General features: G+C 69.1%; 22 protein-coding genes. 8 read left to right on the plus strand and 14 right to left on the minus strand.

The genetic code is table 11. From position 1 onward, the window contains the following. Positions 1–137: 137 nt before the first annotated feature. From ACWGSK_RS14315 to ACWGSK_RS14340, 6 genes are all read right to left on the minus strand, one after another. Positions 138–1,733 carry a DEAD/DEAH box helicase gene (locus ACWGSK_RS14315; RefSeq protein ID WP_452455990.1) on the minus strand — a complete coding sequence of 532 codons (1,596 nt, stop codon included), beginning with the start codon at positions 1,731–1,733 and terminating at the stop codon, positions 138–140. A gap of 360 nt (positions 1,734–2,093) precedes the next feature. Beyond that, positions 2,094–2,936 carry an enoyl-CoA hydratase/isomerase family protein gene (locus ACWGSK_RS14320; RefSeq protein ID WP_358505748.1) on the minus strand — a complete coding sequence of 281 codons (843 nt, stop codon included), beginning with the start codon at positions 2,934–2,936 and terminating at the stop codon, positions 2,094–2,096. 71 nt (positions 2,937–3,007) lie between these two features. Further along, on the minus strand, positions 3,008–3,214 hold the full coding sequence (locus ACWGSK_RS14325; protein ID WP_067599734.1) for a helix-turn-helix domain-containing protein: 207 nt from the start codon (positions 3,212–3,214) through the stop codon (positions 3,008–3,010). 213 nt (positions 3,215–3,427) lie between these two features. Continuing rightward, positions 3,428–5,026: an ABC-F family ATP-binding cassette domain-containing protein gene (locus ACWGSK_RS14330; protein WP_358505744.1), complete on the minus strand. Its 1,599-nt coding sequence runs from the start codon at positions 5,024–5,026 to the stop codon at positions 3,428–3,430. 280 nt (positions 5,027–5,306) lie between these two features. Beyond that, complete coding sequence (locus ACWGSK_RS14335) at positions 5,307–6,674, minus strand: AI-2E family transporter (protein ID WP_358505741.1); 1,368 nt, start codon at positions 6,672–6,674, stop codon at positions 5,307–5,309. Positions 6,675–6,847: 173 nt separating this feature from the next. Beyond that, on the minus strand, positions 6,848–7,255 hold the full coding sequence (locus tag ACWGSK_RS14340) for a YccF domain-containing protein (RefSeq protein ID WP_358505738.1): 408 nt from the start codon (positions 7,253–7,255) through the stop codon (positions 6,848–6,850). A gap of 715 nt (positions 7,256–7,970) precedes the next feature. Here ACWGSK_RS14340 and ACWGSK_RS14345 point away from each other — a divergent pair. Further along, a complete protein-coding gene (locus ACWGSK_RS14345) occupies positions 7,971–8,270 on the plus strand; it encodes a WhiB family transcriptional regulator (protein WP_017588640.1) in 300 nt (99 codons plus the stop codon). Between the two features lie 191 nt (positions 8,271–8,461). On the opposite strand, the gene ACWGSK_RS14350 is transcribed toward ACWGSK_RS14345, so the two are convergent. Both ACWGSK_RS14350 and ACWGSK_RS14355 read right to left on the minus strand, forming a co-directional pair. After that, positions 8,462–9,760: a phosphoribosyltransferase family protein gene (locus ACWGSK_RS14350; RefSeq protein WP_452455991.1), complete on the minus strand. Its 1,299-nt coding sequence runs from the start codon at positions 9,758–9,760 to the stop codon at positions 8,462–8,464. Between the two features lie 173 nt (positions 9,761–9,933). Beyond that, on the minus strand, positions 9,934–10,494 hold the full coding sequence (locus ACWGSK_RS14355) for a GNAT family N-acetyltransferase (RefSeq protein ID WP_358505732.1): 561 nt from the start codon (positions 10,492–10,494) through the stop codon (positions 9,934–9,936). 334 nt (positions 10,495–10,828) lie between these two features. On the opposite strand from ACWGSK_RS14355, the gene ACWGSK_RS14360 reads away from it, so the two are divergent. After that, positions 10,829–12,028: an MFS transporter gene (locus tag ACWGSK_RS14360; protein WP_358505729.1), complete on the plus strand. Its 1,200-nt coding sequence runs from the start codon at positions 10,829–10,831 to the stop codon at positions 12,026–12,028. 82 nt (positions 12,029–12,110) lie between these two features. Here ACWGSK_RS14360 and ACWGSK_RS14365 read toward each other — a convergent pair whose 3' ends face one another. From ACWGSK_RS14365 to ACWGSK_RS14385, 5 genes are all read right to left on the minus strand, one after another. After that, a complete protein-coding gene (locus tag ACWGSK_RS14365) occupies positions 12,111–12,863 on the minus strand; it encodes a hypothetical protein (protein WP_452455992.1) in 753 nt (250 codons plus the stop codon). A gap of 30 nt (positions 12,864–12,893) precedes the next feature. Beyond that, the gene (locus ACWGSK_RS14370) at positions 12,894–14,372 is read right to left on the minus strand and encodes a hypothetical protein (protein ID WP_452455993.1); all 1,479 of its coding nucleotides are present in this window, start codon (positions 14,370–14,372) and stop codon (positions 12,894–12,896) included. Positions 14,373–14,748: 376 nt separating this feature from the next. Continuing rightward, the gene (locus ACWGSK_RS14375; protein WP_452455994.1) at positions 14,749–15,552 is read right to left on the minus strand and encodes a hypothetical protein; all 804 of its coding nucleotides are present in this window, start codon (positions 15,550–15,552) and stop codon (positions 14,749–14,751) included. Continuing rightward, a complete protein-coding gene (locus tag ACWGSK_RS14380) occupies positions 15,549–16,004 on the minus strand; it encodes a hypothetical protein (protein ID WP_452455995.1) in 456 nt (151 codons plus the stop codon). The genes ACWGSK_RS14375 and ACWGSK_RS14380 overlap by 4 nt, the downstream gene beginning before the upstream one ends. 108 nt (positions 16,005–16,112) lie before the next feature. Further along, positions 16,113–17,123 carry a YihY/virulence factor BrkB family protein gene (locus ACWGSK_RS14385; protein ID WP_452455996.1) on the minus strand — a complete coding sequence of 337 codons (1,011 nt, stop codon included), beginning with the start codon at positions 17,121–17,123 and terminating at the stop codon, positions 16,113–16,115. Between the two features lie 138 nt (positions 17,124–17,261). On the opposite strand from ACWGSK_RS14385, the gene ACWGSK_RS14390 reads away from it, so the two are divergent. The 5 genes from ACWGSK_RS14390 (at position 17,262) to ACWGSK_RS14410 (ending at position 21,003) form a co-directional block, all read left to right on the plus strand. Continuing rightward, a complete protein-coding gene (locus tag ACWGSK_RS14390; protein WP_358505711.1) occupies positions 17,262–17,351 on the plus strand; it encodes a putative leader peptide in 90 nt (29 codons plus the stop codon). Between the two features lie 192 nt (positions 17,352–17,543). After that, positions 17,544–19,241, plus strand: coding sequence for a nitrite/sulfite reductase (locus ACWGSK_RS14395; RefSeq protein WP_358505708.1), 1,698 nt, complete (start codon positions 17,544–17,546; stop codon positions 19,239–19,241). A 93-nt stretch (positions 19,242–19,334) separates the two neighbouring features. After that, the gene (locus ACWGSK_RS14400; RefSeq protein ID WP_358505705.1) at positions 19,335–19,541 is read left to right on the plus strand and encodes a hypothetical protein; all 207 of its coding nucleotides are present in this window, start codon (positions 19,335–19,337) and stop codon (positions 19,539–19,541) included. Next, the gene (locus ACWGSK_RS14405) at positions 19,538–20,233 is read left to right on the plus strand and encodes a phosphoadenylyl-sulfate reductase (protein WP_452455997.1); all 696 of its coding nucleotides are present in this window, start codon (positions 19,538–19,540) and stop codon (positions 20,231–20,233) included. The genes ACWGSK_RS14400 and ACWGSK_RS14405 overlap by 4 nt, the downstream gene beginning before the upstream one ends. Beyond that, entirely contained in the window at positions 20,230–21,003 is a 774-nt protein-coding gene (locus ACWGSK_RS14410) for a sirohydrochlorin chelatase (protein WP_452455998.1), read from the plus strand. Before ACWGSK_RS14405 ends, ACWGSK_RS14410 begins: the two co-directional genes overlap by 4 nt. A gap of 60 nt (positions 21,004–21,063) precedes the next feature. Here ACWGSK_RS14410 and ACWGSK_RS14415 read toward each other — a convergent pair whose 3' ends face one another. Then, the gene (locus ACWGSK_RS14415) at positions 21,064–22,245 is read right to left on the minus strand and encodes an MFS transporter (RefSeq protein ID WP_452455999.1); all 1,182 of its coding nucleotides are present in this window, start codon (positions 22,243–22,245) and stop codon (positions 21,064–21,066) included. Between the two features lie 221 nt (positions 22,246–22,466). On the opposite strand from ACWGSK_RS14415, the gene ACWGSK_RS14420 reads away from it, so the two are divergent. Further along, on the plus strand, positions 22,467–23,123 hold the full coding sequence (locus ACWGSK_RS14420) for a pyridoxine/pyridoxamine 5'-phosphate oxidase (RefSeq protein WP_452456000.1): 657 nt from the start codon (positions 22,467–22,469) through the stop codon (positions 23,121–23,123). The last annotated feature ends 47 nt before the right edge of the window (positions 23,124–23,170 follow it).

Consider the following 23,170-nt stretch of genomic DNA (forward strand, 5'->3'; position numbering starts at 1 on the left):
CTGTGCTCCTCCGGGTGATCGCGGCTTCTCCGGGACACGCGAAGAGGTGGTAAAGGACCGTAAACACCCATGTTCCGGACCATGACGAAGGGCCCGGGCCGGCGTGTGCCGGTCCGGGCCCCTCCTCAGTTCAGTCCCTAACGCTGGGGAGCGGAGTCGAAGCGCTCACCACGGCGGGGGCCGCCGCCACCGCGACGGTCGCCACGGAAGCCGCCACGGGGGCCACCGCCACCGCGACGGTCGCCGCCGTAGCCGCCCCGACGCTCGCCGCCGCCACGGTAGCCGCCACCCTCGGGACGGTCACCACGGTAACCGCCGCCTTCGGGGCGGTCTCCGCGGTAGCCGCCCTCACGGTCGTTACGGCCACCGCCACGGTAACCACCCTCGGAACGCTCACCGCGGTAACCGCCATCACGGTCGTTACGACCGCCGCCACGGTAACCACCCTCGGAACGGTCACCACGGTAACCGCCTCGGTAGCCACCACCGTTACCGCGGTAGCCGCCACCGCGACGGGGGCCGCCACGGCCGCGACGCTCGCGAACGGGCTCCGGCGGCTCGATCCACGGCTCCCAGGAAGGCTCCTTGGCGCCGGTCACCTCGGAGAGCAACTCGTCTCCGGGGTTGACCAGGTGCTGCTTGGCCTCGACGCCGGCGTCGCTGAGCAGGCGGCGGGCCATACGACGCTGGTTGGGCGCCACCAGGGAGACCACCAGGCCGGAGGAACCGGCGCGGGCGGTACGGCCGCCGCGGTGCAGGTAGTCCTTGTGGCCGGTGGGCAGGTCGATGTTGACGACCATGTCGATGCCGTCGACGTGGATACCGCGAGCGGCGACGTCGGTGGCGACCAGGGCCTGGATCTTGCCCTCACGGAACTTGGCCAGGGTGCGGGTACGCACGCTCTGGGTCTTGCCACCGTGCAGGGAGGCGCAGGGCACGCCGGCCTCGATCAGCTGCTCGCTGATGGTGTCGGCGCGGTACTTGCTGCGCACGAACATGATGGTGCGGCCATCGCGCGCGGCGATCTGGGTGACGATCTTGTTCTTGTCGCGGGGCAGCACCTTGAGCAGGTGGTGCTCCATGGTGGTGACCTGGGAGACGGGCGGGTCGACCGAGTGGGTGCGCGGGTCGCTCATGTACCGGCGCACGAGCTTGTCGACGTCACCGTCCAGGGTGGCCGAGAACAGCAGCGTCTGCCCGTCCGGCTTGACCTGGTCCAGGAGCTCGCTGACCTGCGGCATGAAGCCCATGTCGCACATCTGGTCGGCCTCGTCCAGCACCGAGACCTCGACGTCGCCCAGATCGCAGGCGCCCTGTTCGATCAGGTCGGTCAGGCGGCCGGGGGTGGCGACGAGGACGTCGACGCCGCGGCGCAGTTCGTTGATCTGGCGGGTGTAGGAGCTGCCACCGACCACGTCGCCCACGCGCACGCCCACGACGCGGGCGTAGCCGCGAAGGGAGTCGCGCACCTGGTGGGCGAGCTCACGGGTGGGCACCAGGATCAGGGCCCGGGGGCGGTTGGCGGCGGCGCGGCGCTCGGAGCAGCGCATCAGGACCGGCAGGCCGAAGGCCAGGGTCTTGCCCGATCCGGTGCGGCCACAACCGAGGACGTCGCGGCCCTCGATGGCGTCGGGAATGGTGGCGGCCTGGATCGGGAACGGGGTGGTCACACCGTTCTTGGCCAGCTCCTCGACGATGTCCTTGGGCAGGCCAAGGCTGTCGAAGGCAGGCATTACGGCAGTGTCCGTCGTCAAGTGACGTGTACCTTCCTCATCGTTTGGCGGCGTTTCGAGGAAGGCTTCACACGGTCACAGCGGACCCAGCGAAGAAATCACACAAACGCGCCTGATCACACGCGGAAGCGACCCCGTCTCGTGTGGGGTTCGTGTGCTCTTCGGGTCAAGAGTGACGTCGACCGGGTCGACACGCTCTCCGCGTCTTGGCGGCCCGGCGCGCTCTTATGCGCGCGGCATTGAACGACCGCTTGCAGCAGCGTACTAGAGATCATCTCTGAGCGGGGACGGGACGGGGGCATTTCCCCGGTGATACCGGTCTCCCCGCCCGCCCCGATCACCATCGGCCGTGCTCCGGGATCAGGAACCGGCGGCCATGGCCTTGGCCATGGCCGTGAGGCGACCGGCCTGGGCCTTGCGCTCGGCGGCGCACTGTTCTTCCAGGGTGTTGTCCGCGGCCTGCCACAGGAGCGCCTTGGTCGCGACGGCGGCGTCGGCGTTGACCGCGAGGAGCCCGGCGATGGCGTCGTCAACGGCACCGTCGAGTTCGTCGACGCCCACGACCAGGGTCGCGAGACCGATCTCGCGAGATTCCTCGGCACCGACCTTGCGGGCGGTCAGGCAGATCTCGACGGCGCGATGGACGCCGACGATGTCCACCAGGGGCTTGGTGCCGGTGAGGTCCGGCACCAAGCCCAGGGCGGGTTCCTTCATACAGAACTTGGCGTCGTCGGCGAGGATGCGCAGGTCACACGAGAGGGCCAGCTGGAACCCGGCGCCGATCGCGTGTCCGCGCACGGCGGCGATGGTGACCAGGTCGGGACGGCGCAACCAGCGGAAGCCCTCCTGGAGTTCGGCGATGTAGGCGTCCAGCTCGGCGTCGTCCGTGGTCCCCTCGGCCAGCCCGTCGATGATCGAGCGCTCCCCGTCCACCCCTTCGGGGGTGAACATGTTGAGGTCGATGCCCGCGGAGAAGATGTCGCCCTCCCCGGAGATGACGACGATTCGGACATCCCCGGGGAGCGTCTGGCCGATGTGGGCCATGGTCGTCCAGGTGCGACCGGTCATCGCGTTGCGGCGCTCGGGGCGGGCGATGGTGATGCGGGCGACCGCGCCCTCCACCGACAGCCGCAGTCCCGCGCGGGTCAGCTCCTCCTCGGTGGGCGCCTGCCGCGCGCCGGTCTCCTGCTGGGCCTGGGACATGTGTTCCTCCGTCGGATCGGTGTGACACCCCCGACCCTACTCGCGGGTAACCCCGGCGACGACACCGACCGTCACGCCTTGCGTGTCGCCCCACCACGCCCGCGCAGCTCCACGCCGGCCTCGCCCAACAGACGGTGCACGAAACCGTAGGAACGGCCCGTGGCCGCGGCCAGACCACGAATGCTCTCCCCCTCGTCGTAGCGGCGCTTGAGATCGGCGGCCAGCTCCGCGCGACCTGCACCCGAGACCCGGGCGCCCTTCCTCAACTCGTCACTCACAGTTCTCTCCCGTTCAAGACACTCCGGCACCGTGGGTGCCGGAACCACAGCCATGATCAGGCATGGGCGTCCCGGACCGCCACAACCGACGGTGGACACACCGAGTGACCGGGGTTTCGGAGACACACAAACCCTGTCCGAAAAAGAGGAGGGGTGAACCTCCCAGCCTTCTGGGCGTCCACCCCTTCCCTCACCGTGTTCCCACGGGCCGACTCAGGCCAGGGCGATGAGGTCCTCGAAGTCGGCGTTCCACATGTCCTCGACCCCGTCCGGGAGCATGATGACCCGCTCGGGTTGAAGGGCGGAGACGGCGCCCTCGTCGTGTGTCACCAGGACGATCGCGCCCTTGTAGTTGCGCAGCGCCGAGAGGATCTCCTCGCGGCTGGCCGGGTCCAGGTTGTTCGTGGGCTCGTCGAGCAGCAGCACGTTGGCGCTGGAGACCACCAGTGTGGCCAGGGCCAACCGGGTCTTCTCACCACCGGAGAGCACACCGGCGGGCTTCTCGACGTCGTCGCCGGTGAACAGGAACGATCCCAGGGTCTTGCGCGCCTCCACCTCGGGCAGGTCCGGGGCGGCGCTCATCATGTTCTCCAGAACGCTGCGGCCCACGTCCAGGGTCTCGTGTTCCTGGGCGTAGTACCCGAGTTTGAGACCGTGGCCCGGAACGACCCGACCGGTGTCGGCCTCCTCGACCCCGCCCAAAAGGCGCAGCAGGGTCGTCTTGCCCGCTCCGTTGAGCCCCAGGATGACCACCCGGCTGCCCTTGTCGATGGCCAGGTCCACCCCGGTGAAGATCTCCAGCGAACCGTAGGACTTGGACAGTCCCTCGGCCATGAGCGGGGTGCGACCGCAGGGGGCCGGGTCCGGGAAACGCAGCTTGGCGACCTTGTCGGCCTTGCGAACCCCCTGCACCCCGTCCACGATCTTGTCGGCGCGGTTGAGCATCTGCTGGGCCGCGCGGGCCTTGGTGGCCTTGTAGCGGAAACGCTCGGCCTGCTTGCGCAGGGTGTCGGCCTTCTTCTCCGCGTTGGCCAACTCGCTGCGGCGTCGACGCTCGTCGTCCTCGCGCTGGACCTGGTACTGCTTCCAGCCCATGTTGTAGATGTCCATGACGCTGCGGTTGGCGTCCAGGTAGAAGACCTTGTTGACCACGTGCTCGACCAGTTCGACATCGTGACTGATCACGATGAGCCCGCCCCGGTGAGACTTGAGGAAGTCGCGCAACCAGACGATGGAGTCGGCGTCCAGATGGTTGGTGGGCTCGTCCAGCAGCAGCGTGTCGGCACCGCTGAACAGGATGCGGGCCAGTTCGATGCGGCGTCGCTGGCCACCGGAGAGGGTGTGCAGCGGCTGGCCGAGGACCTTGTCCGGCAGGCCCAGACTGGAGGCGATAGCCGAGGCCTCGGAGTCCGCGGCGTACCCGCCCAGCACGTGGAGGCGTTCCTCCCACCTCGCGTACTGGCGCACGCCCTTGTTGCGGGTCTTCTCGTGGTCGCTGGCCATCTTCTTCTCGGCCTCGCGCAGCCCGTGCAGCGCCTCGTCGATCCCGCGGGCGGACAGCACACGGTCCTTGGCGATGACGTCCAGGTCTCCGGTACGGGGATCCTGGGGCAGGTAACCGATGGTGCCGGACGAGGTGACCGTCCCACCGGTGGGCAGCCCCTCACCCGCCAGGACCTTGGTCATGGTGGTCTTGCCCGCACCGTTGCGGCCGACCAGACCGATCCGGTCGCCCGCGGCGACCTGGAAGGTCGTCGGCTCCAGAAGGAGGCGGGCTCCGACGCGCATTTCGAGGTCGGTGGCGATCAGCATGGGTGGAGCTTCCTCAAGGTGGTGTGACGGTCGGTGGCTGCCCTGGACCGCGCGCGGCCAAGCCCTTGTTCGTGGGGCCGGCGGGTGGGGTCGGGTGGGCGGGAGCGCCCCGGCGGACCGACCCAGCCTAACGGCACGGGTGAGGGGGTCGGTGAAGGGTTTTTCCCGGAGCCCCCGGAGCACGGGGGCCGGAGCGTGCACGGCCACGCCCCCGACCCTCACAACGGGTTCGGGGGCGTGGCCATTCCCCGCGCCGCGGGCGCGGGCTCACATCAGGTCGTCATCCCTGTTCCCTGTCCTTGTCCGCCCTGTCCTTGACGGTCTTGTCCTTCGTCCCTTTGACCGGTTCGGTCGTCTCCTGGCCCTGGGCCACCACCACGACCGCTTTGTCCTTGTCCGCGGTCACCGGGCCGGACTCCTCTTGCCCACCCGAGTTGTTCTCGGTGCTGACCGGAGGACGGTTGCGCAGCAGCGCCGCCAGGACGGCGGCGATCGGGGTCGCCAGGAACATGCCGGGGATGCCGCCGAGGATGCCACCCGCGGTGATCGCGATCAGCACGACCGGCGAGGGCAGCTCCAGGGCCTGTCCGTAGATCCGGGGAGCGAAGAAGCTGCTCTCGGCCTGTTGGACCACGACGACCGCGATCACGATGATCAGCGCGATGACCGGGCCTTCGGCGACCAGGGCGACCATGGCCGCCAGTAGACCGGTGAGGAAGGCGCCGATGACCGGCAGGAACGCGCCGATGAACGTCAGCACGATCAGCGGGATGGCCAGGTTCACGTCCAGGAAGATGAACAGGAAGATGCCGATGCCGACGGCGTCGATGACACCGACCATCGCCACACCCCGCACATAGCGGCCCATCACCCCGTAGGCGACGCCACTGGCGTGGCGCAGGCCGGGGCGGGACTTGGGCGGCAGCAGGGTGACGACCCAGTCCATGAGCTTGTCGCCGGAGTGCACGAAGTACACGGTCATGGCGATGATCAGGACCAGGCCGAGCAGGAGCTGCACCACGGCCGTGCCGGCGGTCCAGGCGCCACTGAGCAACTGGTCGGTGTTGTCGGTGATCATCCCCTGGACCTGCGCCCAGGCGTTGTTCAGCATCTCCGTGAACAACGCCTGGTCGACGAAGGGGATCTCCACCTTCTGGAGCTCGACGAAGGCGCTGCTGACACTGGCGACCAGCCCGTCGAAGCCCTGGATCGCGGGAGAGACGATCATGGTGACCACGCCGCTGAGCACGACCAGTGCCGAGAGGACGGACAGCGCGGTCGAGGATCCCCGCCCCAGTCCCTTGCTCCGCAGCCAGTTGGTCATCGGCATGAGCAGGGCGGTGATGAAGACGGCGAGCACCACCGGCAGGGTGATCACCGACAGGTGGATGACCGCGTAGACGAACAGGCCCACCACGACGCCGATGAGCAGGATCCGCCAGGCGACGTCACTGACCATTCGCAACAGGTCGCCGGCACCGACGTCATCCTGCTCGGCCGCGACCCGCTTCTCCTGTTCCACCTTGGCCTCGACCTCGGCCCGGGCCTCTTCCTGCGCCTCCAGGTGGGCGAGGCGTTCGGCGCGGGCTCTGCGGGACACGAGCCACTTGTTCAGGAGCGCCCAAACTCCCGGCCGCTGGGCTTGCACATGGACTCCATTCTCCGGTGGTGACACCGAGGTCGCTCATCGACGGCGACCACCCGTATGCCGTTTCGTCTCGTTCGGGGGATGGAAGGCGGATGGTGCGTGGGTGTCGCAGTGGGGTTGATGCACGGTACAGGGTCCGGGTTCTCCCCGACCCTGTGAAGGACACAACTCCGTCAGAACTGCCAGGGTTCCCGGGCGTGCCCGCTCTCGACGATCTCGTTGCCGAAGGGGGCCAGGGCCACGGGGATCATCTTGATGGAGGCCCACGCCATGGGGATTCCGATGATGGTCACGGCCAGACCGGCGGCGGTGACGATGTGGCCGATGGTCAGCCACCATCCCGCGACGATCAGCCAGATGACGTTCAGGAGGGTGGAACCACCGCCGGCGCCCTGACGGCGCACGAGGTCACGGCCGAACGGCCAAATGGCGTACTTGGCCATACGGAAGGACGCGACCCCGAACGGGATGGTGACGATGAGGATGCAGCAGATGACGCCGGCGAACACGTAACCGAGCGCCAGCCAGAACCCGGCGACGAAGATCCAGATGATGTTGAGAATGAGCCGCAAGAGGGCCACGGTGATTCGTCTCCTTGAGTCTGTCCTGGGCGTGGGTGCCGTTCGTCGGGTATTCGATCGAACGCATCCTGTTTTCTATCGTCTGGGACGCTCGGACACCATGCCCTGTTCCACCTTGGATCCCTGGACCTACCCTTAGGGGACGCCGCGGGACACGAGCGCCACACCGGGCCTCGTCGGGTGCCGGCGAGCACTCGGTCGCTCCTCGCGGAGGGTGATGACATACGGTCCCACCCAATCTCGCAGATCTACAGCGACCAGAATGTGATGGGCGCATCAGGGGGACCCCCTAGGCAGGGGCGACATAGCGCCATACGATGTCCCTTGTCCTTCGCAAGACGGTCGTACATGTGATCTGCGACAAACTCGGACAAATACCCACAGAGCTGATGTCAGACATCAGGTTTCGGTAACAGTTGAACGAGTAATTTCCCCACCCCCCGTGCACGATCGGGAGTGGGGATGGCATGATTACGTACCGGCTCGGACGGAGGCTGTCACCGCCTCCGCGGCCGTTCGCGTGAGAGCACCCCTTCATCGACAGGCATCGCCTGCTGTGATGGTGCTTCTCGTGGTCTCAGCCACACCGGGGAACAACACCTGCACCGCACGACGTTTGCGTCGTGCGGGGTGCCTCGCGCCGCGTGACCGACTTGTTGGTGACTGAAGCTTTTTAAGACAGCTTACTAGTGATTTCAGTAGAGGTGGTTCAAGCATGTCTCAGGTACGTCGGCAGGCCGCGCTGCGCCCCCGCCCGAGCTGGGGGTGGCAGGATGCCGCCGCGTGCCGGGGCGAGGACCTTGTGCTCTTCTTCGGCCCGGATGGCGAGCGCCAGCCGGAGCGGGAGATTCGTGAGCGCAAGGCCAAGGAGATCTGTGCGGCCTGCCCGGTTCGGACCGACTGCCTGGACTATGCGATCTCGCGTCCGGAGAAGTACGGCACCTGGGGTGGTCTGAACGAGGACGAGCGCGCCTCTGAGCGCCGTCGTCGTATGCGACGCGCCAACGCCGCCTAAGTCCGCGTTTCATTCCCCACGCGGAACTCTTTCCGGAAGGCCCCGGCCCCGATGACCCGCGGCGCCCCGACGTTCATGTCGAGGGCGCCGCGGGTTTTCCACTGTCCGGGTCACGGAACGGACTCGAACGTCTTACTCGGAAGGCACCTTCGAGCGAGCCGCTGTAATATCTTCGGCCCGGCCGCCCCGCCCTACTCGGCACGGCGGAACAGGTGCCGGTCGAACCAGTCCAGGGTGCGCACCGCGACCTCGCGCCACTGCCGTGTCCCGCCGAGGAGGCGGTCGGTCCCCGAGACCACGCCCAGCTCCGAGGAGCCTCCCAGGTGGGCCCTCGACCACTCCCCCAGCTCACGTACGAACGAGTCCTCGCTCTCCAAGAGCACGAGCGTGGGCGCGCGCACCTTGCCCAACGCCGGTTCGGCCAAGTCCACACGGCCACCGTGCGCCACGACCGACGCCACGTCCTGCGGCAGCTCCGCCGCGGCCACCAGGGCCGCGGGCGCCGCGTCTCCCCAACCCATGACGCCCAGGGGTTCGCTGGCCGCGTCGGTGGCCCGGCGCAACCAGGTGACGGCCGCGCCCAACCTCTCGCCCAGGACCTCGGTGTCCCCCTCGTCGTCACCGTCGTCACCGGTCATCAGATCCAACAGCAGGGTGGCGTATCCGGCCCGCTGCAACGAGGCCGCGATCGCTCGTCGTTCGGGGTCCCCTCGTCCACGGCCGAAGGCCATCACCACCACACCGCGCAGGGCCGTGGGCATGGTCAGGTCACCGTCGAGGTAGACCTGCCCGGCGCGGATGCGCACCGCGCGGGCCACCTCGGGCCGAGGGCGCGAGCGTTCCAGTTCGGTCAGGATCGTGGTGACGTGGTCGTCCGAGAGCTGGTCGAAGTCCCGGTACCACTCCCCCACGGCGCGGAAGTTGTCCGGTGCGCCGATCACCACCACCGCGTCGGCCTCCCCCTTGAGGATCTCCAGCGCCTCGGGCGAGGCCACCGGGACCGCCAGGACCAGGCTGGAGGGGCCCGCCTGGCGCACCATCCTCAGCGCGGCGCGGGCGGTGCCACCGGTGGCCACCCCATCATCGACCACCACGCAGTCGCGGCCGGTGATCCGGGGTAGGGACCGCTCGCCCCGGTAGATACGTCGCCGGCGGTCGAGCTCCTCGCGTTCGGAGGTGACGGTGTCGGAGAGCGCCTGGCGGGGAACGCGCATCCGTGCCAGGGCGAGGTCGTCGTAGAGGACGTGACCGTCCTCGGTGATGGCGCCGACCCCGGTCTCGGGCCGACCGGGCAGGCCGATCTTGCGCACCATGAGGACGTCGAAGTCCGCGCCGAGACCGCGCGCGAGTTCGGCTCCCACCGGCACGCCACCGCGTGGCAGGGCCAGCACGATCGGGTCTTCGACCGCGTAGGGGCGCACGCGATCGGTGAGGCGTCGGCCCGCCTCGGTCCGGTCGGTGAAGGGCAGGGATACGGGTACCGGGTTCATGTCGTCGCCTGTGCCGGGGCCATGGGACCCGACACCCCTCCTTCCGGCTGTCCGTGGATCACGCCGCTCGCAAAGTGCTACCGGCATACCCCGCCGTACACGGATTACAACCCCGGGTCCGGGCAAAACCCGCACCCTTCACCGGAAGATGAGAAACCGCCGATCGCCCGGTGTCAGGCCGGCCGGAAGCCGTCACGCAGCACCGCCATCAGCAGCGCGTCGTGTCTGCGCCCCTCCCACAGCAGTGATTCGCGCAGACGACCCTCGACGTAGAAACCGCAGGAACGGTAGACGGCGATGGCCCGCATGTTGAAGGCGTACACCTGGAGCCAGAGCCGGTGCAGGCCGATCTCCTCGAACGCGTAGCGCATGACCAGTTGGGTGGCCTCCCGGCCCAGCCCCTTACCGGTGAACTCGATGGCCGACAGCGCTATGCGATAGCCGGCGGTCTCGTTCTCCGGGGACACCGAGTAGATGGAGAGCTCACCGAGGTAACGACCGCCCTTGGGTTCGGTGATCGCCAGGTCCAGGCGGTCGTCCCCTTCGGCGCGACCGTGACACCACAGGCGCGCCTGCTCATAGGTCAGGTGCCCGTGCGACCCCGTGAGTCTACGGACCTCCTCGTCCAGTCCCGCGGCGAAGTAGGCGTCGGTGTGTTCCGGGCCGAGGGGGACCAGGGACACGTTCTCGCCGTTGAGGGTGGGCTTGTCTCGCAGCGCGCTCGTGTTGATCATGCGGGTCTTCCGGTTCCGGCCGGGACCGTGGGGCACGGCATTACCCGGGTGAGGGAGACGGTGGGCGGGGATGCCGCACGCGGGAACGGGACGCGGTGGCGTGGCCTGGGTGCATGGGCCTGGGCGGGGGACGAGGTGTGGGCGGGGCGGGGTGGGGCGAGGGCGGGGTCGAGCGGGTCCTTTCCGGGCTCTCGGTGAGGACACGGGTTCCCTATGTAAAACACCTCCGCTCCGAAAGGCAAGCCCGGCGGGACCGAGCGCGACAAAACACTGTTCATCCGATGACCGGACTGGATAGCATCGGCCCGCATCGAAAGCGCTTAGGGAGCCGCCCGTGAACACCCCGACCGATACGGCCACCACACCACCGCCCGAGGCCAGGCGTGCCCGGGTCGCGGTGTCGACCCTGTTCTTCGTGAACGGGTTCACCTACACCAACGCGGTGCCCTGGCTCCCCGTGATCAAGGACGGGCTGGGGCTGAGTAACGCGGAACTGGGATTGGCGATCGCGGCGATGCCGTTCGGCGCGATCCTCACCGGGATGTTCGCCGGTCCGCTCATCCACTGGTTCGGCAGTGGTCGGACCGCGGTGGGTACGAGCCTGATCAGCTTGGGAGCGCTCCCATTCATCGCGCTCGCGCAGAACTGGTGGATGCTCGCCGGTGCCCTCTTCGTCCTGGGCGTCGCCGACACCTGGACCGACTCCGCGCAGAACTCGCACGGCCTACGAGTGCAGCGACGCTATCGACGCAGCATCATCAACACCTTCCACGCGGTCTGGAGCCTGGCCGCGGTCTCCGGAGGACTGCTCGGTGCCGCCATGGCGGGCGCGGGGGTGCCCATCCTGTGGCACCTGTGCGGGGTGACCACCGTGCTCGTGGTGATCAACCTGGTGGTCTCCCGCATGCTGTTGCCCGGACCGGAGAACAGCGAACGCGAGGACGGGACCAACGGCCACGGTGGTGGTCGCGTCCGCATGTCCGGTCGCGCCGTGGTCCTGCTCCTTGCGCTGGGCATGTTGTTGATGATGGCGGGCGGCATCGAGGACTCCGCCGCCGCCTGGGGCGCGGTGTACATGACCTCGGAACTGGACGCGGCGCTGTTCCTGGCCGCCATGCCGTTCGTGGCATGCCAGGCGATGATGGCGTTCGGGCGGCTCATCGGCGACCGGGTCACCGACCGGTTCGGGGCGGTGGTCGTCGGGCAGGCGAGCGGGCTGCTGTCCGCCGGTGGCATGGCCCTGGCCCTGGCGTTGCCGCACCCGGTCACCACGATCATCGGCTTCGGGGTGATGGGACTGGGCGTGTCCACCCTGTTCCCGCTGACCCTGGCCGCCGCCGGGAACGTTCCGGGGGTGCGCACCGGTGACGGGGTGACCTTGGTGGGGTGGCTGGGCCGCGTGGGGTTCCTGGCCTTCCCCCCGACCGTGGGGTTCCTCGCCGACTCGGTGACCCTGGGCGGTGCCCTGTGGGTGATCGCCGTCGGGGGCGCGGCCGCCTTCCTCCTGGCACCGGCCCTACGTCCACGGTCGTGATCACATGACGGAGGGCCCCGACCATGCTGGTCGGGGCCCTCCTCACATCAGGGCCCACAGTCTCGTGGGCACGGACGCGGTGTTACTCGGCCAGGCCCGGACGGCGGCTGCCGGCCCACAGGGCCAGAGCACCGATACCGGCCACGACGGCGCCACCGAGCACGAAGCCCGACAGGTCGACGCCGGTCGCGGCGAGGTTCGGGTCACCGGCGTTCGACGCCGGAGCCGGCGTGGTGGGAGTGGTCGCACCAGGGGTCTGGCCCTGGTCACCCTCACCGTCGTCGCCTTCGCCGTCGTCGCCACCATCGTCGCCGTCGTCACCGTCACCGGGGGGAGGGGTCTGACCGTCGTCCGGCGGCGTGGTCTCGTCGTCGTCGCCGGGCGGAGGCGTCTCGCCACCGTCCTCGCCGTCGTCGCCGTCATCACCATCGTCGCCGTCGTCACCGTCACCGGGCGGGGGCTCCTCGCCACCGGGCGGGGGCTCCTCGCCCTCGTCCGGAGGCGTCTCGCCATCGTCCTCGTCGTCGCCGTCATCCGGCGGGTCGACGGGGACCGGCGGCGGCTGCTCCTCACCACCGTCACCAGGGGGAGGCGTCTCGCCATCGTCCTCGTCAAAGGGGAGGATGTTGAAGACGTTCTCGACGGGACGCTCCACGACCTCGCCGAGGTCGATCTCGAGCTCGACCGGCTGGGACTCGACCGTCTCCTCGGTCACCTCGGGGGTGACGTCAGGAGTGGTCTCGTCAGCGGTCACGGCGAACGCCGGGCCCACGGAGAAACCGGCCATGAAGAGACCCGCCGCCGTTACGGTGAGTACCCGATTCTTGGGGGACATCCGACTCCTTTCTTTTCTCTTGTGCAGTGATCACTCAGGGGAAATGGCATAAAGGTGGCCGTCGTGGACCACCACCGCGCGGTCGCCGAGCAGGCCGCGCGGAGTCTCTGCGCCCTCGGGAACGTCGGTGAGCGCACCGGAGGCGTCGATCGCCACCCTGGACCCGTCGAGTTCACCGAAGACCTGGTCGCCGAGTGCGACCTCGGGTTCGAAACCCGGGACGACGTTGGTCTCACCGCTGCCGGGGGCGAACAGCACCGGGCCGTAGGCCGCCAGGTCCGGGCCGAGGGGGCCGGTGCGATGCTGCACCTCCGCCAGGTCCTCCTCCTCGACCTCGGCGGTGCCCAGCACCGAACCGTCGGTGTTGTCGTGGAAGGCGAGGAGGTGACCGTCGCCGTCCTCCGTCTCCCAGTGGACGAGCGCGTAGCCGCGCAGGAAGGTCATGACCTCGGCCAGATCGCCGGCGCCGTCGGGCTGTTCGGGTTCCACTCGCTGAGGGTCCTCGCCCGGGGCGACCCAGTGCCAGGGCCCCTGGAGAACGCCGGCGAGCGCGCGGCCGTCCTCGGCCAGCAGCGCCGCGGAACCGCCGGGGGTCTCGACCTCGGCGAGTTCTCCGTCCACCAGGACGTAGGCGTTGTCGTCATCGCGCACCAGGACGCCGTCGCCGACGAACTGGGCGGAGGCGGACTCGGTCAACTCGACGTTGACGGCGGTTCCTCCCTCCTCCGGCCAGAGCCACAGGGCCCCGGGGGTCTCCAGCGCGACGTGGGTTCCGCCGTCGAACTCGACGAAACGGGGGCTGCCGAGCGCCTTACCCGCCTCGAAGGGCAGATCGACCGACCATTCGCGGGATCCCTCCGCGTTGAGCAGGTTGAGCCGCTCCGCCGGGTCGATGTAGGCGAGGCGCTCCCCCTCGCGGTCGACCGACGGCAGGGTGTCGGGGGCCAGTTCTTCGGTGATGTCCACCGTGGTGGCGTAACCGGGCGGCGCGGGGTGGTCCAGTTCCACCGTCGTGTCGTCGCCTTCCTCGCCGGAGGCCTCGGTGGAGCCGGAGAGGAACCTCGCGGCGACCAGGCCGCCCCCGACCAGGAGCAGCAGGGCCAGACCGGCGGCGCCGACGACCAAGAGCAGGCGTCGACGCTTGGCCCCGGCGGCACGGTCCTTCGGGGCGGTGGGGCCCGTGGCGGGCCCGGGTCCGGTCGGAGGCTGCCGCGGAGGTCCCTGCGGCGGCCCCGGCACCGGCTGGTCGGCGGCCTGGACGACCCCGTCGGGGGTGGCGAGCAGACGCCAGTAACCGTTGGCGTCACGTGCTTCCACGAGCACCGGCTGGCCGATGTGCGCGGCGTATCCGGTGGCGACGTCCAGCGCCGCGCGCCGGGTCTCCTTGGGGGCCTGGCCCTGGACGACCTGTCGCCGACCCTCGATGACGATTTCGGCGTTGCGTTCGTCCGGCGCGATGACGATGACGGCGGTGGGCCGGGGATGCCCCGGGCGGGACGCCCGGCTCATGGTGCCTCCGAAGGCATGTGGAACATGGACCTGTTCGTGTACTGGAGAGAGGAGATCGTGGTCGACGATGACGTGCGGTGGCGGCTCGGCGGGGTGACCGAACAGGGGGTTACGGCACAGACGTAGTCATTGCTGGACGTGATCATACTGATCCCCACAGGAGCCGACCGACCGTATCTGATGCCGGGAAAACGGGCATGGTTCGCGCTCACTCCCACGGTTTTCACTTGACGTATCGGGTGACCTGCGTTGATCCGGAATCACTCGCCGCACACCGGGCACGCTTCGTTCCATCGGCACTGGTTCGGACACGCAGAAAGGTGTCGAAGTTGACGCCGAAACTGGCCGGATCCGGCCACTCCGCGTTTCCGGAAACTCACGGGTACGGTCCCCGCGCACCGTTCTCGAAACCGACACCCGGCTGTTCCCGGCGCACGAGCCTGAGGTAGGCGCCGGGGGTGAACACCCGCGCCAGGGCCTCCAGGTCGCTTCCGTTCGGCTCCAGCACCAGATGGACCGGTCTGCCCTCGCTCAGCCACAGGTCCAGGACCGGACTGGAGCCACCGGTCATCCGCCCCAGGAACACGTGCGCCCCCGCGGTGAGACCGATCAGCAGTGTCCGTCCCGGCCCGAGCTCTCCCACCCGGGCACCGTCCACGTACAGCCGGTAGTCGACGAGCATGTCGCGGTAGCGGCCACCCGGTCGGTGCACGTACACGGGGATCCAGCCGTCCGGAAGCCGAGCGTCGACGGGCATGCCCACGAGTTTGGGGGTGGGCTCGGGCAGTGGTTCGGGGAGAGTGCCCCTCTCACGCTTCCAGAACACGAAGGAGAGGACGAGTCCCGCGAGACCGACCAACAGAGTGGGGGTCAACGCCCACTGCCTGGTCCACATGATCAGGAACGCCGCGAGGGGAATCCCGCCCACCGACAGGAACAGGTTCACCAAGGCCATACCGGCGAGCGGGTTGGCCCCCTTGGCCCGCTGCCGTTCCGACGGAGTCGTTTCCATGAGGCCGACGAAATAGGCCGTTCCAGCAAAGAAAACGAGAAGCACAGCCGTCCACAGCCCCATCGGCACCGACACTCGGTCTTGGGTGACGTGCATCGTCAGGGCGGTGCTGACCACGATAAGGACGGCCAGGCCCGGGATGTTCGCCAGCCACTGCCAGGGCCTCATCGCGTACGCTCCTTCGCTTCGAAGATCCGGGCGCGCTCACGTCGATGGACCCGGGTGCACAGAAGGGCGAAGACCAGACCCGCGACGGAGAACAGGGCGAGTGGCCACAGAGCGGGGAGGTGGCGCAGCTCCGACCCGAGCATCAGCGCCGGCACGACCACCATGACCCACGAGATCCAGGTCATGATCCGGGGCGTCGACGGTGCCGGCGGTGGAGGATCCTCCGGTTCACGGAACGGCCTTGGCAACGCGGGCCCGGCCAGGACGAACAGCACGGTGATCATGAGCAGCACCAGCAGCCCCGACATGACGATCGAGGCGACACCGGGATCGTGCAGCGGGTGGTGGTCGGTGAGCACCATGCGCAGCATCATGGAGAACTGACCGGACATCATGGCGCACACACCCAGGAGAAGGCACTCCCTGGCCGGGGACGATCGGGGGGAGGTCACTCGGGGGCCTTTCGTGGGGGATCCGGCTCGGGGCGACGGGCTCGCGCCCCCGGACGGCGCGAGAATACCGACGACGGCCCTGGTGTGGGAGCTTTCGGCCGTTTGTGGTCAGCGACCGTTCTGTTCGTTGATGGTGTCGATGACCGCCTGTTCCCGGCGTTGGGCGATGCGGTCGGCGCGTTCGAAGTGGCGGTTGGCGAGGTCGGCGCGGGCGGCGGCGGTGCGCACGGTCGGCCACAGGGCGTCGATCTCGGAGTTGAGGGAAGACCCCACGAGCACCGCGATGGCCATGACGTACAACCAGGCCAGGATCGCGATCGGGGCGGCCAGTGACCCGTAGATGCTCACCTGGCCGAAGGAGGCGTCCAGGTAGGCGCGCAGCAGCGCCGAACCGCTCAGCAGGACCAGGGTCGCCAGCGCCGCCCCGGGCAGGTGGCGCCACAGTGGGGTGCGCACCGGGACGCTGAGCGCGTACAGCAGCGTCACCGCGGCGGTGACCATCAAGGCCACGAGAGGCCAGTAGAGGAGATTGAGTCTGCCCACGGTGATCGGCAACAGTTCGTGGACCAGGTCCGGCCCGGCCACCAGGATCGGCAGCACCAGCACGGCGAAGAACAGGCCGCCGAGGTAGGCGAAGAAGGCGAGCAGGCGCTGACCCAGCCAGCCGCGGAGCTCGTCCAGGCCGTAGGAGATGGTGATGGAGCGGATGAACACGTTCATCGCGCGCGAGCCCGACCACAGGGACACCAGGAACGTCACCGACAGCACCCCGCCCTGAACACCTCCGAGGAAGTCGTCCACGAGCGGTTCCACCACGGAGGCGACCGTGTCGGGGGTGAGGATGCGCGCGGCCAGGTCCAGCATCCACTCTCGGATCTCCATCACGAGGTCCTCACCGAAGACCATCGCCAACGGTCCGAGCGCGCCCAACAGACACAACAGGAGCGCCGGCAGGGAGATCAGCGCGAAGAAGGCCGACTCGGCGGCCAGGCCGACCACGCGGTCACGGGCGAAGGCGCGGATGGTGCGCAGGACCAACAGGGTGCCGTTGTGGACCATGGGGTGCCGACGGAGCCACACGTCGGCCGCTCTCCACAAGCTCTCCCAAAGACCCACCACAAGGAGAACGTTAGCGGTAATGGAGCAGCTCGGGCGCTTTCGCACCATGACCGGGGACGCCGCGACATGACGTGGGTCACCCGCCTATGACGACCGCGCACCTGGACAACGACCCGACGGGCGTGCCATTCTCAAGGCATGACCGCTGTTATCGACCCCATGCTCCGCGTGCGCCGCCACGTGGACTTCCTTCGGGTCAGCAGCGCCATCTGTCGCAGCGTCGGATAAACCCTCGCCGCCTTGAGCACCCCGTGAACTCAGTGGGTGCCCGCGGCCCCGGCGCTCCACCCTCTTCTTGAACTCCCACACACGCGGACTTCACCCGTTGCACCTGTCACGAGGACGTGCGGTGCCGACGGGCCCTGCGGTGATGGCACCGGGACCGTGGTCACCCCCGTGACCCCATCGGAGACACCCGCGATGCCTCCCTCTTCCGCGCAGCCCGGCAAGGCCGCGACGGCCACCAAACCTCGGCGCAGTCGTGGCGAGGGCCAATGGGCCCTCGGCTACCGTGAGCCGCTGAACAAGAACGAGGAGAACAAGAAGAACGACGACGGGCTCAACGTCCGCGATCGGATCGTCAACGTCTACGCCAAGGGCGGGTTCGACTCGATCGACCCCGCCGACCTTCGAGGGCGTTTCCGCTGGTTCGGTCTCTACACCCAGCGGGCCCCGGGCATCGACGGCGGCAAGACCGCCGTACTGGAACCCGAGGAGCTCGACGACCGCTACTTCATGCTGCGTGTGCGCATCGACGGTGGGCAGCTGAGCGTGGCCCAACTGCGCGCGATCGCGGAGATCTCCCGCGACTATGGCCGTGACACCGCCGACGTCACCGACCGCCAGAACGTCCAGTACCACTGGATCCGGATCGAGGACGTGCCCGCGATCTGGGAGAAGCTGGAGTCGGTGGGGCTGTCCACCACCGAGGCCTGTGGTGACACCCCGCGTGTGATCATGGGCTGCCCGGTGTCCGGGGTGGCCGAGGAAGAGGTCCTGGACCCCAGCGAGCAGATCCGGCAGATCTACGACGAGCACATCGGCAGCCCGGAGTTCTCGAACCTGCCCCGCAAGTTCAAGACCTCCCTCTCGGGTTGCACCGTGCACTGCGTCAACCACGAGATCAACGACGTGGCGTTCGTGGGTGTGCGCAACGAGGCGGGCGAGGCGGGCTACGACCTCTTCGTCGGCGGTGGCCTGGCCACCAACCCGATGTTCGCCAAGCGCCTGGGCGCGTTCGTGCGTCCCGACCAGGTCAGCGAGGTCTGGGCGGGTGTGGCCGGGATCTTCCGCGACTACGGTTACCGCCGGCTGCGCACCCGCGCTCGGATCAAGTTCCTGATCAAGGACTGGGGCGCCGAGAAATTCCGCGAGGTGCTGGAGAACGAGTACCTCGGTCACAAGCTCCCCAACGGCCCCGAGCCGGTCCTGGACCCGGGCGTGCGCCGTGACCACGTGGGTGTGCACCGCCAGAACGACGGCCGGTTCTACGTGGGCTTCGCCCCGAAGGTGGGCCGGGTGTCGGGCACCTCGCTGCTGCGGGTGGCCGAGATCGCCGAGGAGCATGGTTCGGACCGCGTGCGCACCACACCCGACCAGAAGCTGATCATCCTCGACGTCGAGGAGGAGCGCATCGCCTCGATCAGCGCCTCCCTGAAATCCGAGGGCTACGAGGTCGACCCGAGCGTGTTCCGTCGCCAGACGATGGCCTGCACCGGCATCCAGTTCTGCAAGTTGGCGATCGTGGAGACCAAGGACCGCGCCTCCACGCTGATCGACGAACTCGAAAAGCGCCTGCCGGACTTCGAGGACCCGATCAGCATCAACGTCAACGGCTGCCCGAACTCGTGCGCGCGCGTCCAGGTCGCCGACATCGGTCTCAAGGGCCAGTTGATGCTGAACGAGCGCGGCGAGCAGGTGGAGGGCTACCAGATCCACCTGGGCGGCGGCATGGGCCTCACCCAGGCCTTCGGCAAGAAGATCCGCGGTTTGAAGAGCACCGCGGACGACCTGCCGGACTACGTCGAGCGGGTGTTGCGACGCTTCCAGGCACAGCGGGTGGACGGCGAGAACTTCGCGGCGTGGGCGGCCCGCGCCGACGACGCCGACCTCAAGTGACGCCGTCCCGGTAACGAACGTACGGGCTCGACGAGCCCCGCCCGGCCCCGATTCCCCAGGGGGCCGGGCCCGATCCGAAGGAGGAGGTGCGCCGTGTCCGAGAGGGCCGCACCCTACTACTGCCCCTACTGCGGTGACGAGGACCTGGTGCCCGAGGAGGGCGCCGCCGTCAAGGGCGAGGGCTACCCCTGGGCCTGCCTGTCCTGCGCCCGGGTGTTCCGGGTCAAGTACGTGGGTCTGCGCTCCGCGTCGTTCTCGCCGGGCGGCGTCCCCTCCAGACCGACGGAAGGGAACGAATGAACGCCACCATCACCGAGGGTCCCGAACTGGCCGAGCGCGCCGCGCGTGAGCTGGAGGAGGCCACCGCCCAGGAGATCATCTCCTGGGCCGGTGAGGCCTTCGGCGACCGTCTGTGCATGACCTCCTCGATGGCCGACGCCCTCATGGTCGACCTCGCCGCCAAGACGCTGCCGGGGATCGACGTGATCTTCCTCGACACCGGCTACCACTTCGCCGAGACCATCGGCACCCGTGACGCGGTGGAGTCCATCTACGACATCAACCTCATCACCGTGGAGCCGAAGCGGACCGTCGCCGGGCAGGACCTGGTGCTGGGTCCGCGGTTGCACAACCGCGACCCCGGTATCTGCTGCCACCTGCGCAAGGTGGAACCCCTACAGCGGGCGCTGGAGCCCTACTCGGCGTGGTTGACCGGTCTGCGCCGGGAGGACTCGGTGACCCGCCGCGGCACCCCCGTCGTGCAGTGGGACAAGCGTCGAAGGATGACCAAGGTCAACCCGATCGCACGATGGACCCAGGAGGAGGTGGACGCCTACATGGGTGAACACGGTGTGCTGGTGAATCCGCTCCAGTACGACGGCTACCCCTCGATCGGCTGCGAGCCGTGCACCCGTCGGGTCGCCCCGGGCGAGGACCCCCGCAGCGGGCGTTGGGCCGGCAGCGGCAAGACCGAGTGCGGAATCCACACATGAGCGGCGACGAGCGGACCGAGCAAGGGGGAACGTCCATCCCCTTGCTCGCGGTGGCCCACGGGAGCCGGGACCCGAGATCGGCCGAGGCGGTCTCGGCACTGTTCCACCGGGTGCGCGCGCTGCGCCCGGAACTGGACGTTCGACTGTCCTACCTGGACCACGTGGCGCCCGGCGCCGAGGAAGCGTTGGACGAACTGGCCGCGGGCGGAGCCGGTGAGGTGGTGGTCCTGCCGACCCTGCTGACGGCGGCCTTCCACAGCAAGGTGGACCTGCCCGAGGTACTGGCCACGGCACGCGAGCGCAGTCCCTGGTTGCGGGTGTACCACGCCGACACCTTGGGACCGCACCCGTCGCTGTCCTCGGCGGTGGAGCGGCGCTTGAACGAGGTGGGCGCGCGCGCCGATCCCGACACCGCGCTGGTGCTCTGTTCGGCCGGGTCCAGCGACGCGGAGGCCAACGCCGTGGTGGCACGGCTGGCCGAGGAACTGGCCGAGCGCGGCCCGTGGCGTGAGGTGGTGGCCGCCTACGCGTCGGCCGCCTCCCCCACACCCGATGAGGCGGTCACGGCGGCGCGGGAACGCGGGGCCGGGCGGGTGGCGGTGGCCACCTACCTGTTGGCGCCGGGGTTCTTCGCCGACCGGATCCATGATCGGTCGATGGCGGCGGGGGCGGCCGTGGTCTCCCCCGCCCTGGGCGACTCTCCCGAGCTCGCCCGGATCGTGTTGGAACGCTACGACGCCACGGTGACCGCCCGTCACGCGGTGGTCTGAGGCGAACCGAACACGAAGAGCGGGTGATCCCTCGGGGCCACCCGCTCTTGGTGTTCGGGGTCATCTCGCGGTGATCGCCGCGGTGACCAGGACCAACGCCGAGAACAGCAGGGCGCCGGGGGCTCCCACCACACCGGCGACACCGGCCGCCGCGGCCGGGATGGCCACCTGGCCCATCCGATTGCCCCAGATGCGCAGCGCCAGGGCCGCGCCACGGGCCCCTTCGGGGGCCAACGTGGCGACCTCGGCCATGGTGAGGGGTTGGCCCACACCGAGGAGGAATCCGCCCACCAGCAGGACCACCGCCAAGACGGCGAAACCGCTCGTGGGCAATGCCACCAGGGCCAGCGCGACGGCCGACACGGACGTGCTGGCGATGATGAGGGCCTTGCGGGACCAACGCCGCAGCATCCACGGCAGGATCAGCCTGGAGAGCAGGGAGGAGCCCGCCCGCAGACTCAGCAGCACGCCGACGAGCATCGGGGAGATGCCGCGGGTCTCCGCGATGAGCGGCAGGTAGGCGGTGAGAAGGTCCACCGCCGTCAGCAACGCCAGGCTGGTGAGCAGCGCGGAGGGCATCCGGCGACGGCGCAGCAGGTCCCGGGTGGGCACCGGGGGCGCGGCCTTCTGCTCGGCGGTGCGTTGGATCGGTCGCAGGCGCGCCAGCGGCAGCAGTGGCAGCACGCCCAGGGACGCCACGACCCCGGCGACCACCAGGGCGGTGGAGGTGGCCGAGAGCAGGGCGGGGCCCGAGGCGTCGTCGAGGATGACGCCGGAGATCAGTGGCCCGGCGAGCTGGCCCAGGGACGCGGCGGCGGTGAACCAGCCGAAGTCGCGGTCCAGGTTCTCGGGACGCGAGTAGCGGGCGATGAGCGCCTGGGCCGCGACCATGCACAGCAGGTGGCCCACGCCCACGACGGTGCTCGCCAGCGCCAGCCCGAACAGGTCCCCGGAGACGGCGAGGGAGAACCCGCCTACGGACAGGATGAGCGCTCCCAGACCCGCGAGCCAGGTGATACGACCCGCACGGTCGGTGAAACGGCCCACGGAGACCGCCATGACCAGGGGCAACAGGGCGTAGGCGGCGGTGACCAACCCGACCTCGAAGGCGTCGCCGCCCACGGCGATGGTCCGATAGGAGATGAGCGGTCGGGCGAGGTTGAGCGCGGTGTGGGTGAGCATCACGCTACCCAGGAGGCCCAAGAGCCACCTCGCGCGTCCACGGGTTTCCTCGCTGGTCATGTTCCCCTTTTCGCTCCGTGACCATCGCGGCGGCACGGGAGTCGTCCCATCAGGGGATCACTGCTCGCATAGGACGCCGATCGGCGTCCGGCATCATATCGGGAGCCCGGGGTCGCCACCGTCACCGGGTCGGTGTCCCACGAGTGGCCCCGGCCGCCGTCTCCCCTGTCCGCCTCGATAGATTCGACGTGTCGACGCCGACCCGAAGGGGGAGTCACGAGATGTCCGAGAGCATGCGAGACCTGTTGCGCGGGTTGACGGTGTTCGCCGGTCCCCTGGCGTCCTTCGATCCGCAGACCGCGCCGGCGGACCCGCTGGAGCTGTTCCGGGACTGGTTCGCCGGCGCGGTGGCCGCCGGGGTCGCCGAACCGCACGCGATGACGGTGGCCACCGTCGACGCCGACGGGGCACCCTCCGCCCGGATCCTCATCCTGAAGGACCTCACCGAGCGGGGATGGTGGTTCGCCACGACCACGACCTCCGCCAAGGGGCGTGACCTGGCCCAGAATCCGAACGTGGCCCTGCTGTTCTTCTGGGGCCCGCAGGGACGCCAGGTGCGGATCCGGGGCCGGGCCGAACTCGCCGACGCCCAGGCCCGAGCGGCCGACTTCCGCGATCGGCCGTTGGAGGGGCGGGTGGCCGGGCTGCACGGTCGCCAGAGCGAATCCCTGAGTGAGACGGCGGAGATCCACCGCGAGGCCGAGCGGAGCCGCGCCCGGTTGGTGGCCGACCCCGACCTGGCTCCCGACGACTGGGGCCTGTACCTGGTGCGGCCGTGGGAGGTGGAGTTCTGGCAGGGCGACCCGGACCGCAGACACACCCGACTGCGCTACGAACGCGAGGGCACGGAGTGGCGTCGCGGGCTGTTGTGGCCCTGACCCGAAGGAGACCGAACGCGATTCTGTTCGAGGTCGGCGTGCGGATA

It is taken from the genome of Nocardiopsis sp. NPDC055551 (assembly GCF_053619415.1).

What these genes read in the sequence shown, in the direction of transcription:
- ACWGSK_RS14315 (WP_452455990.1), bottom strand. Translation starts at nt 1,733, where the DNA reads ATGCCTGCCTTCGACAGCCTTGGCCTGCCCAAGGACATCGTCGAGGAG.
- ACWGSK_RS14320 (WP_358505748.1), bottom strand. Translation starts at nt 2,936, where the DNA reads ATGTCCCAGGCCCAGCAGGAGACCGGCGCGCGGCAGGCGCCCACCGAG.
- ACWGSK_RS14330 (WP_358505744.1), bottom strand. Translation starts at nt 5,026, where the DNA reads ATGCTGATCGCCACCGACCTCGAAATGCGCGTCGGAGCCCGCCTCCTT.
- ACWGSK_RS14345 (WP_017588640.1), top strand. Translation starts at nt 7,971, where the DNA reads ATGTCTCAGGTACGTCGGCAGGCCGCGCTGCGCCCCCGCCCGAGCTGG.
- ACWGSK_RS14350 (WP_452455991.1), bottom strand. Translation starts at nt 9,760, where the DNA reads ATGAACCCGGTACCCGTATCCCTGCCCTTCACCGACCGGACCGAGGCG.
- ACWGSK_RS14355 (WP_358505732.1), bottom strand. Translation starts at nt 10,494, where the DNA reads ATGATCAACACGAGCGCGCTGCGAGACAAGCCCACCCTCAACGGCGAG.
- ACWGSK_RS14365 (WP_452455992.1), bottom strand. Translation starts at nt 12,863, where the DNA reads ATGTCCCCCAAGAATCGGGTACTCACCGTAACGGCGGCGGGTCTCTTC.
- ACWGSK_RS14370 (WP_452455993.1), bottom strand. Translation starts at nt 14,372, where the DNA reads ATGAGCCGGGCGTCCCGCCCGGGGCATCCCCGGCCCACCGCCGTCATC.
- ACWGSK_RS14375 (WP_452455994.1), bottom strand. Translation starts at nt 15,552, where the DNA reads ATGAGGCCCTGGCAGTGGCTGGCGAACATCCCGGGCCTGGCCGTCCTT.
- ACWGSK_RS14390 (WP_358505711.1), top strand. Translation starts at nt 17,262, where the DNA reads ATGACCGCTGTTATCGACCCCATGCTCCGCGTGCGCCGCCACGTGGAC.
- ACWGSK_RS14395 (WP_358505708.1), top strand. Translation starts at nt 17,544, where the DNA reads ATGCCTCCCTCTTCCGCGCAGCCCGGCAAGGCCGCGACGGCCACCAAA.
- ACWGSK_RS14405 (WP_452455997.1), top strand. Translation starts at nt 19,538, where the DNA reads ATGAACGCCACCATCACCGAGGGTCCCGAACTGGCCGAGCGCGCCGCG.
- ACWGSK_RS14410 (WP_452455998.1), top strand. Translation starts at nt 20,230, where the DNA reads ATGAGCGGCGACGAGCGGACCGAGCAAGGGGGAACGTCCATCCCCTTG.
- ACWGSK_RS14415 (WP_452455999.1), bottom strand. Translation starts at nt 22,245, where the DNA reads ATGACCAGCGAGGAAACCCGTGGACGCGCGAGGTGGCTCTTGGGCCTC.
- ACWGSK_RS14420 (WP_452456000.1), top strand. Translation starts at nt 22,467, where the DNA reads ATGTCCGAGAGCATGCGAGACCTGTTGCGCGGGTTGACGGTGTTCGCC.